Raw genomic sequence first — 12,383 nt, 5'->3', positions numbered from 1 at the left:
TGGGCGGCCAACGTAGCAGGTCTTGCTGCTGTCGTGCAATCCTCCTGTCCTGAAGCCTCTCGTGCCTGCTGCGGCCAACCTTGTGGCCACACCTCCCATCCGGTTGAAGCTTTACCTGACTGCCACGCTGGGGGCCGTCATGCTCCCGCTTGGGGCAGGGGGTATCTGCTTACCTGGCTGCTGGCATCGATTTAGCGAGACCAGATTAACCGCGAGCTGTCTTTCTACTCTCCTGAGCCGCCATGCTTTCCACCTCGCCGTGGCTAGGCGGCCAGCCAGAACGCCTACAGCAGCCGGTTGAGCAGGCGGTCGAGGCGGATGCGTTTGAGGCGACCGAGCAGGGTTTTGACTGCGGCCGGATAGTCGCGCAGCGTTTCCAGCTGCCGATAGTGTTGCAGCAGCCTGCTGTGACGGCGGATGTTGTCGAGCTCTGCGGCGGTTTGCTGCCGTAGCTGGCCGGCGGGATCATGCAGCAGCAGGCCGTTTTCGAGGTCGAGGCGGAAGGCGCGCGGATTGAGGTTGTTACCGGTGACCAGCTGCCAGGCCTCATCGACCCAGATGCCCTTCAGGTGGTAGCTGTTGTGTTCGTGCTGCCACAGGCGCAGCTGCAGCCTGCCCTGTGCCATCGCATTCTGGTTGCGTTTGGCAAAGCGGCGCAGGTTGCTCTCGTACAGGTAAGGCAGCGCCGAAATGACGCGGAATGGCTCGCTGGGCGGGATGTAGAAGTCGTTGGCGGTCTTGTCGCCGACGATGATCTCGACCTGCAGGCCATTCCTGATCTGTTTTTGCAGAATGCGCAGAATGCTTTTCGGCGGATTGAAGTAGGGGGTGCACAGGGTGATGCGGCTCTGGGCGCTGCTCAGCAGCTGTTCGATGCGCTGGTTGAAGCGGTTGTCCTTGCCGACGCCGCTCAGCGGCGTGACGCTGATGCGGCCGTTTCCGGCTGCTGCCGGTGCTGGCAGGTAGTCGTAGCCGGCCAGTCGTTGCCGCAGTGACTTGATGTCATCATTGCCGGGGCGCGGTAGGCCGGCCACATCCAGGCGTTGCACGCCGGGGGATGGCAGCAGCTGCTGGCACAGGTAATGCGAAAAGCTGTCGGCCAGATTACGATCCTGGATCAGGTGGTAACGGTCGAAGCGATAGCGCTCGCCGACATGCAGATAGACGTTGTTGAGGCTGGCGCCGCTGTAAATCAGCCAGTCGTCAATCACGAAGCCCTTCAGGTGCAGCACGCCGAACAGCTCCCGCGTCTGTACCGGCACGCCGTAGACGGGCACCTGCTCGCGACCGAAACGGGTGCTGAGCTCCTGGTACCATTGCGCATTGCCGGCTTGCTTGCCAGCGCCGATCAGGCCGCGCCGCGCACGGTGAAAATCGACAAAGACGCGGATGTCCAGCTGCGGCCGTTGCTGCTTGGCCTGATGCAGTGCCAGCAGGATGGATTCGCCACCTTCGTCGTGCTGCAGGTACAGGCTGCACAGGTGGATACGCTGCTGCGCCTGCGCAATCTGCTGCAGCAGTTGTTGGTGAAAGCTCTTGGCGTCGTGCAGCACATGGATGTTGGCCGCATCAACGGCAAAGCCGTTGCCGGCGGGGGCCGGACGGCGGGAGGAAAAAAGCGGCATGCTGGCGAGTGGTGTCCGTGAAGGTTACTGTTGCCATTGTGAATGAAAAAAGGCCGGAATGTTCCGGCCTTTTTGCTTGCGTGGCGCTTATTTGCGGGTCTTGAATTCCTGCCACAGGCGGGTGGTCAGGCGCTGGATTTTCGGATCCATCGGCAGCATCACGAAGCTCTTGGCCATCACTTCCTTGCTCGGGAAGATCGACGGGTTGGCCAGGTTGGCCTTGTCGATGAACTTGCGTGCCGGCAGGCTGCCCGGCGCGTAGGTCACGGCATTGGCGTTGGCTGCAGCCACCTTGGCGTCCAGGCTGTAGTTGATGAACTTGTAGGCATTGTCGGCGTTCTTGGCGTCTTTCGGGATCACCATGCTGTCGATCCAGATGCCGACGCCTTCTTTCGGCACCAGCGCCTGCACCTTGACGCCGCTCTTCACTTCCACGGCGCGGGTACGGGCAATGTTGATGTCACCGCCGTAGCCCAGTACCAGGCACAGCGAGCCGCCGGACAGTTCATTGATGTAGCCGGAGGAGGAGAAGCGGGTCACGTGCGGACGGATGGTTTTCAGCAAATCGGCCGCGGCGCGGTAGTCGGCTTCGTTCTTGCTGGCCGGGTCCTTGCCCATGTAGTGCAGCACGATCGGGAACACTTCCGCCGGGGAGTCGAGCATGCTCACGCCACAGCTTTTCAGCTTGGCCGCGTGTTCAGGCTTGAACAGCATGTCCCACTGGTTGGCCGGCAGCTTGCCGCCCAGAGCCTTGGTGGCGCGGTCGGTGTTGATGCCGATGGTGTTGATGCCCCAGAAGTACGGTACCGCGAACTTGTTGCCCGGATCGAACTTGGTCATCAGCTTCATCAGCTCCGGGTCCAGATCTTTGTAGTTCGGCAGTTTGCTCTTGTCCAGCGGCAGGTACAGGTTGGCCTGGATTTGCTTGGCGAGGAAGGTGTTGGACGGCACGACGATGTCGTAGCCGGATTTGCCGGTCAGCATCTTGGCCTGCAGGATTTCGTTACTGTCGTAGACGTCGTAACGGACCTTGACGCCGCTTGCCTTCTGGAAGCCGGGGATGGTGCTTTCCGCGATGTAATCCGACCAGTTGTAGATGTTCAGTTCGTTGCTGGCAGCGACGGCGCTACCGGCATAGGCGGCGCTGATGGCGCCCAGAAGCAGGGTGCGGGCAAATCGTTTCATTCAAGTTTCTCCTGGCGATGCGGTTCAGGTAATCGAACACGTTATTTTGACTGCAAAACGCTACTTAAAACCAGTGCTTATTAAACCCCCGCCGCCGGCCGGCAGGCAAGCCGTGACACACGGCTGCCGGCTCAGGCCTGCTGCAGTAACTGCTGGCGTTCCCATGGTGTAATGGTACGCGCGAATGTCTGCCATTCAACCTCTTTCAGCGCACAAAAGCTGGCGACGAACTGCGGATGCAGCAGCGGGTGCAGGGGCGCTTCGTCGCGCAGGGCGCTGATCGCCTGCGGCAGGCTGGCGGGCAGGGTGGCCGCCATGCCGTAGGCACTGCCGGACAGTGGTGCGCCGGGCGCAATGGCCTGCTCCATGCCAAGCAAGCCGCAGGCCAGCGTGGCGGCAATGGCGAGGTAGGGATTGCAGTCCATGCCGGGCAGGCGGTTTTCCACGCGCCGCGCCGCCGGGCTGCTGTCTGGTACGCGCAGGCCACAGCTGCGGTTGTCGATGCCCCACTCGACATTGATCGGCGCCGCGCTGTGCGGGCACAGCCGGCGGTAGGCGTTGGGGTTGGCCGCCAGCAGCAGCATCGCCGCTGGCAGGTAGTGCTGCAGGCCGCCGAGGTAGTGCCAGAAGCGCGGCGCGGCGCTGCCGTCCGGCTGGCTGAACAGGTTGTGGCCGTGGGCATCGACCAGGCTCTGGTGGATGTGCATCGCGCTGCCGGCGTCGTCGGCGAACGGCTTGGCCATGAAGGTGGCCAGCAGGCCGTGGCGTGCGGCCAACGTTTTGGCACTGCGCTTGAACAGGAATACCTGGTCGGCCAGCGCCAGCGCGTCGCCGTGCTGCAGATTGATCTCGAACTGGCCATTGCCGACTTCGCCGAGCATGGTGTCGCTGGCGATGTGCTGCTGCGCGCACAGCTGCTCCAGCTCGGCAAAGAAGGCGGCGTGGGCCGGCGCGTGGTCCACGCTGTACGGCTGGCGCGTGGCACCGAGCGGCTGGCCGTCGGCGGCGAGCAGGTAGAACTCGATCTCGGGTGCGACCACCGGCTGCCAGCCGCGCTGCCGGTAGGCGGCCAGCACGCGCTGCAGCACGTTGCGCGGTGCGAACGGGATCGGCTCGCCATCGGCGTCGACACAGTCGTGGATCAGCTGCGCGATGCGCTGGCCGTTGCCGCTGTCCGGTTTCAGGCACAGGGTGTGCGGGTCGGCGCGCAGGCGCATGTCGGGGTCGCTGTCGGCGACCAGCTGCTGTTGTGGATCGCCGTCCAGGGTCTGGATCAGGCTGACCTGCGGGAAGCGCTGTTCGGCGCTGTCGAGATAGCTGTGGCAGGGAATGAGTTTGCCGCGCGCCTGGCCGTTGAGATCGGGAAACAGGCATTCGATGTGGCTGACGCGCTGGGCGCTCAGCCATTGCTGCAGATCGGACATGTCAGATACCTTTGCTGCGTGAGTTGTCGGGAGACGGACAATTCAGCGCGGGCGGCCGTAGGTACTGAGCGGCTGCTCAAAGACGCCCAGCGGCAGCCGGATCTGGCTGGTGGCAACGGGCGTGGTGCAGCAATAGGGCATCGTGGACTCCGGGCGGCGGGTCGTGTGTCTATTTTTTTAACCTAAAAATCGCAAAAACGTCAATTTTATTTAACGATGGCCGCCTACGATGAGCGCCGGCGCCACACCTTGCTCATGGCGGCTACCGGCAAAATGTGCAAAAATCTGGTCAACTAACGATATTGCAGGTTTTGTCATGCTGGACCGGGACGGATACCGCCCCAATGTCGGAATCATCCTCGTCAATCATCATAACGAGGTGTTCTGGGGCAAGCGCGTGCGCGAGCATTCGTGGCAGTTTCCACAGGGCGGCATCAAGCCGGGCGAAAGCCCGGAGGCCGCCATGTATCGTGAACTGGAAGAAGAAGTCGGCCTGTTGCCGCAGCACGTCAAGATTCTGGGGCGTACCCGCGACTGGTTGCGCTACGACGTGCCCACCAACTGGGTGCGCCGCGAGTGGCGCGGCAGCTATCGCGGCCAGAAGCAGATCTGGTTCCTGTTGCGGCTCACCGGCCGCGATTGCGACGTGTGCCTGCGCGCCACCAACCATCCGGAGTTCGACGGCTGGCGCTGGAGCGACTACTGGGAACCGATCGACAACGTGATCGAATTCAAGCGCGACGTGTACGAGCGCGCGCTCACCGAGCTGATGCGCTTCATCAAGGGCGTGGAAAGCCGTGGCGAATATCTGGGGCGGGTGGCCGGCAGCCGGCACCGGCAACCGGACGGGAGCTAATCCTTGAGCAATCCGATGCCTTCGCGGCCACGCACTGCATTTGCAGGCGTGGCCGTTGTTGCTGCCTGGTCGGCATGGCAGCCGGCCGATGTCGCGGTGTGGTGGATGGAAGCGCTGCCGGCGGTGGTCGGCCTGCCGCTGGTCTGGCTGCTGTGGCCTCGTTTTCCGTGGACAAGGTTGGCCGCATGGGCGATGGCTCTGCACGCGGTGGTGCTGCTGGTCGGCGCGCACTACACCTATGCCGAAACTCCGCTCGGCTTCTGGTTGCAGGATGCCTTCGACTTCAGCCGCAACCACTACGACCGCATCGGCCATATCGCGCAGGGTTTCTTCCCGGCGTTGCTGGCGCGCGAGGTACTCAGCCGCAGGACGCCATTGCGCGGCGGCTGGCTGGCCTTTCTCGCCACCTGCTTCTGCCTGGCCTTCTCCGCGCTGTACGAGCTGATCGAATGGTGGGCGGCGCTGGCACTGGGCGCCGGTGCCGATGCCTTTCTCGCTACCCAGGGCGACCCGTGGGATACGCAGTGGGACATGTTCCTGGCCCTGTGCGGCGCCGTGCTGGCGCAAGCGCTGCTGACGCGGCGACACAATCAACAACTGGCGGCGCTGCTGGCGACGCGTGACTGAATCCGGTAACACCATGACGCAACAGAATTACGACGAATCCTCGGTCCGGGTACTCAAGGGGCTGGAGCCGGTCAAAGAACGGCCCGGCATGTACACCCGTACCACCGACCCCACCCACATCTGCCAGGAAGTGATCGACAATGCCGCCGACGAGGCGCTGGGCGGCTTTGCGCGCAAGATCGCGGTCACCGTGCACCAGGACGGCTCGCTGAGCGTGGAGGACGACGGCCGCGGCATCCCGGTCGGCCTGCACCCGCAGGAAGGCGTGCCGGTGGTGGAACTGGTGTTCACCCGCCTGCACGCCGGCGGCAAGTTCAACAAGAAGGACGGCGGCGCCTACGCCTTCTCCGGCGGCCTGCACGGCGTCGGCGTGTCGGTGACCAACGCGCTGTCGACCCGGCTGGAAGTCGAGGTCAAGCGCGAGGGCGGCGTGCACCGCCTGGTGTTCGCCGGTGGCGACGTGATCGAGCCGCTGGCACGCGTCGGCGACTGCGGCCCGCGCACCAGCGGCACCCGCGTGCGGGTGTGGCCGGACGGCAAGTATTTCGAGAGCCCGCGCTACTCGCTGGCGGAGCTGGAGCGCCTGCTGCGCGCCAAGGCGGTGCTGCTGCCCGGCGTGGCGGTGACGCTGACGGTGGAGCGCCCGGGTGGCGACGAGGTCAAGGTGTGGCAATACCCGGAAGGCCTGAAAAGCTACCTCGCCGAGCTGTGCAACGGCGACGAGCCGGTGGCGCCGCTGTTCGCCAGCGAGGCCTTCATCGGTGACGACCACGAGCAGTTCGCCCGTGGCGAGGGTGTGCAGTGGGCGATGGCCTGGTTCGAGGACGGCGCCAGCGGCGAAAGCTACGTCAACTTGATCCCGACCCCGTCCGGCGGCACCCACGAGGCCGGCCTGCGTGCCGGCGTGTTCGAGGCGGTGAAGAGCTTCATCGACCACCACAACCTGCTGCCGCGCGGCGTGAAAATCATGGCCGAGGACGTGTGGAGCCGCGTGCGCTTCGTGCTGTCCGCCCGGGTGCTGGACCCGCAGTTCCAAGGCCAGACCAAGGACAAGCTCACCAGCCGCGACGCGCTGAAGCTGATCTCCGGCCTTGCGCGCGACCCGGTGGAACTGTGGCTGAACCAGCACGTGGAAGCCGGCAAGAAGATCGCCGAGCTGGCCATCCGCCAAGCGCAGAGCCGCCTGAAGTCGGTGAAGAAGGTGGAAAAGAAGAAAGGCTCCGGCGTGGCGGTGCTGCCAGGCAAGCTCACCGACTGCGAGAGCGAGGACATCGAGCGCAACGAGCTGTTCCTGGTGGAGGGCGACTCCGCCGGCGGCTCGGCCAAGCTGGCGCGCGACAAAGAATACCAGGCCATCCTGCCGCTGCGCGGCAAGGTGCTCAACAGCTGGGAGACCGACCGCGACCAGCTGTTCTCCAACGCCGAGATCCACGACATGGCGGTGGCCATCGGCGTCGATCCGCACGGCGTCGACGATACCCCGGACCTGTCCGGCCTGCGCTACGGCAAGATCGCCATCCTGTCCGACGCCGACGTCGACGGCTCGCACATCCAGGTGCTGTTGCTGACGCTGTTCTTCCGCCACTTCCCGCGCCTGATCGACAACGGCAACATCTACATCGCGCAGCCGCCGCTGTTCCGCGTCGACGTGCCCGGCCAGGGCAAGAACCGTCCACCGCGCAAGCTGTACGCGCTGGACGAAGGCGAGATGACCGCCATCCTCGACCGCCTGCGCAGCGAGGGGGTGAAGGAAAACGCGTGGAGCATCTCGCGCTTCAAGGGTCTGGGTGAGATGAACCCGGAACAGCTGAAGGACACCACCATGAACCCGGATACCCGTCGCCTGTCGCGGGTGCGGGTGCGCGCCGGCGCCTTTGCCGAAACGCGCGACATGTTCGTGATGCTGATGGGCAAGGGCGAGGCCTCCAGCCGCCGCAGCTGGATGGAAGCCAAGGGCAACGAGGTCGAAGCCGACATCTGAGCCGCATTCGGCGCTGCAAGGTTGGCCGCAATCCCGTCCGGGCTTGCGGCCTTTTTGTTGCGGCCAACCTTGTACAGCGGCGGCTTCGTGCTACCGGCGGCGACAGGGCTGGCTACAATTCAGCTATAGCCACCACGAGAAGCATCATGTCCCGTCTGCTCTACCTGCAGTCCGGCGGCCCCACCGCCGTGCTCAACAGCTCCGCCCAGGGCGTGATCGAGGCCGCCCGTGCGCACGGCGTGGCGGTGTGCGCCGCCGCCGACGGTCTTGCCGGCCTGCGTGCCGGGCGCTTGCTGGATCTGGATGCCGCCAGCGCCGCCGACATCGCGGCGCTCGGCAGCCTGCCGGGCGCCGCGTTCGGCAGCAGCCGCGACATCCTGGCGCCGTTCGATGACGATGCCGCCGGCTGGCAACAGCTGGCCGAGGTGCTGCGCCGCTTCGACATCGGCCATCTGCTGCTCAACGGCGGCAACGGCTCGATGGAGACGGCGCGACTGCTGCAACAGCTGGGCGAGCGTTTCGCGCTGTCGCTGCAGGTGGTCGGCATCCCCAAGACCATCGACAACGATCTGGAGGGCACCGATTTCAGCCCCGGCTTCCCGTCGGCGGCGAAGTATCTGGCCAGCAGCCTACGCGAGGTGACGCTGGATGTGCTGAGCATGGCGCAGCAGCGGGTGTTCATCATGGAGACCATGGGCCGCCACGTCGGCTGGCTGACCGCGGCCTGCGCGCTGGCGGCCTTGCCGGGCGAGGCGCCGCCGCTGCTGTTGCTGCCGGAGGTGGCGTTTGACGAGGCGCGGCTGCTGGCGGCGGTACGGCAACGGCTGGCGGCCAGCGGCTGCTGCGTGATCGCGGTGTCGGAAGGGCTACGCCACGCCGACGGCCGTTTCGTGGCGCAGCTGCACGCCGATGCGGTGTACGGCCACGAGCACCTCGGCGGTGCCGGCATGTGGCTGGCGCAACGGTTACAACAGCAACTGGGGGTGAAGGCGCACGTGGCACTGGTGGACTGCCTGCAGCGTGCGGCGCGGCATCTGGTGTCGGCGGTCGATGCGCAGCAGGCTTATCGCTTGGGGCAACAGGCGGTGGCGACGGCGCTGGCCGGGCAGGGCGGGGTGATGCTCGCGCTGCAGCGGCAGCAGGGCGCTGCCGGCATCGACTGGCAAGTGCAGCCGCTGCCGCTGGCGGCGGTCGCCAACCGCGAGCGCGCGCTGCCGGCGGACTATATCGCCGCCGACGGCCTGTCGGTGACGCCGGCGTTTGAAGCGTATTTGCGGCCGCTGCTGCAGGGCGAGCGGCCGCTGGCCTTTGCCGACGGTCTGCCGGACCTGCGCCGTCCGACGTGGCCGCCGTTATTGCCCTGACACCAGTCAGGCGGTCTGCGTGGCACCCAGCCTGGCGCGCAGGCGCTTGGTGACGTTCACCATCGCCTGCAACGCGGCCTCGGTTTCCGGCCAGCCGCGTGTTTTCAGGCCGCAGTCCGGGTTCACCCACAGCCGTTCGGCCGGGATCACCTGCAGCGCCTTGGTCAGCAGCTTGTCCAGCTCCGCCTCGGTGGGGAGGCGCGGGCTGTGGATGTCGTACACGCCGGGGCCGATCTCGTTCGGGTACTGGAAGCTGCCGAAGTCGCGCAGCAATTCCATGTCCGAGCGCGAGGTCTCGATGGTGATCACGTCGGCGTCGAGCGCGGCGATCGCCGGCAGGATGTCGCCGAATTCCGAGTAGCACATGTGGGTGTGGATCTGGGTGCTGTCGTCGACGCCGGCGCAGGACAGGCGGAACGCCTCGCCGGCCCAGGCTAGATACGCATCCCAGTCGCCGCGCTTGAGCGGCAGACCCTCGCGCACCGCCGGCTCGTCGATCTGGATCACCTTGATGCCGGCGTTTTCCAGGTCCAGCACCTCGTCGTTGATCGCCAGCGCGATCTGGCGGCACACCGCGCTGCGCGGCAGGTCGTTGCGCACGAAGCTCCACTGCAGGATGGTGACCGGGCCGGTGAGCATGCCCTTCACCGGGCGTGGCGACAGGCTCTGCGCGTACACCGCCCAGCGCACCGTCATCGGCGTTGGCCGCGCCACGTCGCCGTAGATGACGGGCGGCTTCACGCAGCGGCTGCCGTAGCTCTGCACCCAGCCGTACTCGGTGAAGGCGAAGCCGGCCAGCTGCTCGCCGAAGTATTCCACCATGTCGTTGCGCTCCGCCTCGCCGTGCACCAGAACGTCGATGTCGAGCTGCTCCTGCTTGCGGATCACCAGCTCGATCTCGGCCTTCATCGCCGCCTCATAGTTGGCGGCATCGAGTTCGCCACGCTTGAACGCGGCGCGCGCGGCGCGGATCTCGCTGGTCTGCGGGAAGGAGCCGATGGTGGTGGTCGGCAGCAGCGGCAGTTTCAGCCAGGCGTGCTGCAACGGTGCGCGCTGCGCGAACGGGCTGGCGCGGCGGTCGCTGCCTTCTGGCAATGCGGCCAACCTTTGCGCCACCTCGGCGCGGTGGATGCGCGGGCTGCTGCGACGCTGCTCGCGGGCGTAGTTGCTGGCCGCCAGCTCGTTCTCGATGCTGGCACGCCCCTGCTGCAGGCCGCGCTTGAGCAGCTTCAGTTCGTTCAGTTTCTGCACCGCGAACGCCAGCCAGCTCTTCAGGTCGACGTCGAGCTGGCTTTCCTGCGCCAGATCGAACGGGCTGTGCAGCAGCGAGCAGCTCGGCGCCAGCCACAGCCGCTCGCCTAGCTGCGCGTGCAAGGCCTCGGCCTGCTGCAGCACGGCGTCCAGATCGGCGCGCCAGATATTACGGCCGTCGATGACACCGGCGGACAGTACCTTGTCTTGCGGCCAACCTTGGCTGAACGCCGCCAGCTGCTGCGGCGCGCGCACCAGGTCCAGGTGCAGGCCGGCCACCGGCAGCGCCTTCAGCCATTCCGCGTGGGCGGAGACGTCGCCGAAGTAGGTGGCCAGCAGCAGCTGCAGCGGGCTGGCGGCCAGCTCGGCGTAGGCAGGGGCGAACGCCGCCAGCCACTCGGCCGGCAGGTCCAGCGCCAGGATAGGCTCGTCCAGCTGAACCCAGTCTACTTTTGCGGCATTGAGGGCCGCGAGCAGGTCCTGATAGGTTTGCAGCAGCGCCGGCAGCAGCGTCAGCCGGTCGAAGGCGGCGCCCTTGCACTTGCCCAGCCACAGCAGGGTCAGCGGCCCGATCAGCACCGGCTTGGCCTTGATGCCCAGCGCCTGCGCCTCGGCGATCTGCGCCAGCAGCGGTGCCGGGTTGGCCGCAAAGGCGGTGTCGGCGTGCCACTCCGGGACCAGGTAGTGGTAGTTGCTGTCGAACCACTTGGTCATCTCGATGGCGTGCTGGCTGCTGTTGCCGCGTGCCAGCTGGAAATACTCGGCGCTGGACAGCTGGGCCGCGTCGAAGCCGAAGCGGCGAGGGATGGCGCCGACCAGCACCTGCGCGTCGAGCACGTGGTCGTACAGCGAGAAGTCGCCAACCGGGCTGATGTCGAGGCCGGCGCCTTTTTGCAGCAGCCAGTGCTTCTGGCGCAGTTCGCGCGCGCCGACCTGCAGCGCGGCGTCGTCGATTTCGTTTTTCCAGAACTTCTCGACCAGGAATTTCAGTTCGCGCTTGGCGCCGATGCGGGGGAAACCGGCAAGATGAATAGTGCTCATGTTGGTGTCTTTCTGTATGAAATTTGTGCATCGATCATGCGATAATCATTGGTATGAGACAAATTCATTCTTTTGCTACTTCACATGAGGCTGATTCATGAACCAGAGCCTGCTGGAACTACGCCACCTGAAGACACTGCTGGCGCTGGCCGACACCGGCAGCGTGTCGCAGGCGGCGAAACGGGTGTTCCTGACGCAATCGGCGCTGTCGCACCAGATCAAGGCGCTGGAGGAGCACTATGGCCTCAGCCTGTTCGAGCGCAAGACGCAGCCGCTGCGGCTGACGCCGGCCGGCGAGCGCCTGCTGCTGCTGGCGCGCGAGGTGCACGCCCGCATCAGCGCTGCCGAGCGCGATCTGGCGCGGCTGCGCGAGGGCGAGGCCGGCGAGCTGCGCATCGCGGTGGAGTGCCATACCTGCTTCGACTGGCTGATGCCGGCGATGGACAGCTTCCGCCAGCACTGGCCGGCGGTGGAGCTGGACATCGTGTCCGGCTTCCATACCGATCCGGTGGGCCTGCTGCTGACCGGGCGTGCCGATCTGGCCATCGTGTCGGAGGCGGAGGCGCATCCCGGTGTGGTGCACCAGCCGCTGTTCGGCTACGAGATGGTGGCCATCGCAGCCCACGATCACCCGCTGGCGGTGCAGAAGGTGTGGCACGCCGAAGATTTTGCCGCCGAGACGCTGATCAGCTACCCGGTGCCGGACGCGATGCTGGACCTGGTGCGCAAGGTGCTGAAGCCGGCCGGCATCAACCCGGCGCGGCGCACCTCGGAGCTGACCATCGCCATCATCCAGCTGGTGGCCAGCCGCCGCGGCGTGGCGGCGCTGCCGTTCTGGGCGGTGAAGCCGTATCTGGAGCGCGGCTACGTCAGCGCCGCACGCATCGGCGAGGCCGGCCTGCACAGCGAGCTGTACGCCGCGCTGCGCAGCGACGACGCCAGCCTGGCCTATATGCACGACTTCCTCGCCACGGTGCGCGAGCAGAGCTTCGCCACGCTGCCGGGGCTGAGCGTGCTGGATTGACATGA

The 12,383-nt window shown here is 65.9% G+C and carries 9 protein-coding genes; 5 read left to right on the top strand and 4 right to left on the bottom strand.

The genetic code is table 11. The features are described 5' to 3' along the window. Positions 1 to 284: 284 nt before the first annotated feature. The 3 genes from pssA to PQU89_RS16560 all read right to left on the bottom strand — a co-directional run bounded on the left by pssA (position 285) and on the right by PQU89_RS16560 (position 4,234). On the bottom strand, positions 285 to 1,625 hold the full coding sequence (gene pssA, locus PQU89_RS16570) for a CDP-diacylglycerol--serine O-phosphatidyltransferase (RefSeq protein WP_272766756.1): 1,341 nt from the start codon (positions 1,623 to 1,625) through the stop codon (positions 285 to 287). Between the two features lie 87 nt (positions 1,626 to 1,712). Continuing rightward, positions 1,713 to 2,810, bottom strand: a complete 1,098-nt coding sequence (locus PQU89_RS16565) for a polyamine ABC transporter substrate-binding protein (RefSeq protein ID WP_272766755.1) — start codon at positions 2,808 to 2,810, stop codon at positions 1,713 to 1,715. Positions 2,811 to 2,941: 131 nt separating this feature from the next. Then, entirely contained in the window at positions 2,942 to 4,234 is a 1,293-nt protein-coding gene (locus PQU89_RS16560) for a glutamine synthetase family protein (RefSeq protein WP_272766754.1), read from the bottom strand. Between the two features lie 316 nt (positions 4,235 to 4,550). Here PQU89_RS16560 and PQU89_RS16555 point away from each other — a divergent pair, with 316 nt between their 5' ends. From PQU89_RS16555 to PQU89_RS16540, 4 genes are all read left to right on the top strand, one after another. Next, on the top strand, positions 4,551 to 5,090 hold the full coding sequence (locus tag PQU89_RS16555; protein WP_047968362.1) for an RNA pyrophosphohydrolase: 540 nt from the start codon (positions 4,551 to 4,553) through the stop codon (positions 5,088 to 5,090). A 15-nt stretch (positions 5,091 to 5,105) separates the two neighbouring features. Next, complete coding sequence (locus tag PQU89_RS16550) at positions 5,106 to 5,717, top strand: DUF2238 domain-containing protein (protein WP_502654466.1); 612 nt, start codon at positions 5,106 to 5,108, stop codon at positions 5,715 to 5,717. Between the two features lie 13 nt (positions 5,718 to 5,730). Next, positions 5,731 to 7,698, top strand: coding sequence for a DNA topoisomerase IV subunit B (gene parE / locus PQU89_RS16545; protein WP_272766752.1), 1,968 nt, complete (start codon positions 5,731 to 5,733; stop codon positions 7,696 to 7,698). 146 nt (positions 7,699 to 7,844) lie between these two features. Beyond that, positions 7,845 to 9,062 carry a diphosphate--fructose-6-phosphate 1-phosphotransferase gene (locus tag PQU89_RS16540; RefSeq protein WP_272766751.1) on the top strand — a complete coding sequence of 406 codons (1,218 nt, stop codon included), beginning with the start codon at positions 7,845 to 7,847 and terminating at the stop codon, positions 9,060 to 9,062. Positions 9,063 to 9,068: 6 nt separating this feature from the next. Here PQU89_RS16540 and metE read toward each other — a convergent pair whose 3' ends face one another. Then, entirely contained in the window at positions 9,069 to 11,354 is a 2,286-nt protein-coding gene (gene metE / locus PQU89_RS16535; RefSeq protein WP_272766750.1) for a 5-methyltetrahydropteroyltriglutamate--homocysteine S-methyltransferase, read from the bottom strand. Positions 11,355 to 11,451: 97 nt separating this feature from the next. Here metE and PQU89_RS16530 point away from each other — a divergent pair, with 97 nt between their 5' ends. Beyond that, complete coding sequence (locus tag PQU89_RS16530; RefSeq protein ID WP_272766749.1) at positions 11,452 to 12,378, top strand: LysR family transcriptional regulator; 927 nt, start codon at positions 11,452 to 11,454, stop codon at positions 12,376 to 12,378. The last annotated feature ends 5 nt before the right edge of the window (positions 12,379 to 12,383 follow it).

The organism is Vogesella indigofera, assembly GCF_028548395.1.
In the GTDB taxonomy this organism is placed as follows: domain Bacteria; phylum Pseudomonadota; class Gammaproteobacteria; order Burkholderiales; family Chromobacteriaceae; genus Vogesella; species Vogesella indigofera_A.
The sequence above is the reverse complement of the archived record's forward strand: the minus strand, read 5'-3'. Positions and strand labels throughout refer to the sequence as shown.

Bases quoted from the DNA above. Each gene is read 5' to 3' on its own strand.
- pssA (WP_272766756.1), bottom strand. From the start codon at position 1,625: ATGCCGCTTTTTTCCTCCCGCCGTCCGGCCCCCGCCGGCAACGGCTTT.
- PQU89_RS16565 (WP_272766755.1), bottom strand. From the start codon at position 2,810: ATGAAACGATTTGCCCGCACCCTGCTTCTGGGCGCCATCAGCGCCGCC.
- PQU89_RS16560 (WP_272766754.1), bottom strand. From the start codon at position 4,234: ATGTCCGATCTGCAGCAATGGCTGAGCGCCCAGCGCGTCAGCCACATC.
- PQU89_RS16555 (WP_047968362.1), top strand. From the start codon at position 4,551: ATGCTGGACCGGGACGGATACCGCCCCAATGTCGGAATCATCCTCGTC.
- PQU89_RS16550 (WP_502654466.1), top strand. From the start codon at position 5,106: ATGCCTTCGCGGCCACGCACTGCATTTGCAGGCGTGGCCGTTGTTGCT.
- parE (WP_272766752.1), top strand. From the start codon at position 5,731: ATGACGCAACAGAATTACGACGAATCCTCGGTCCGGGTACTCAAGGGG.
- PQU89_RS16540 (WP_272766751.1), top strand. From the start codon at position 7,845: ATGTCCCGTCTGCTCTACCTGCAGTCCGGCGGCCCCACCGCCGTGCTC.
- metE (WP_272766750.1), bottom strand. From the start codon at position 11,354: ATGAGCACTATTCATCTTGCCGGTTTCCCCCGCATCGGCGCCAAGCGC.
- PQU89_RS16530 (WP_272766749.1), top strand. From the start codon at position 11,452: ATGAACCAGAGCCTGCTGGAACTACGCCACCTGAAGACACTGCTGGCG.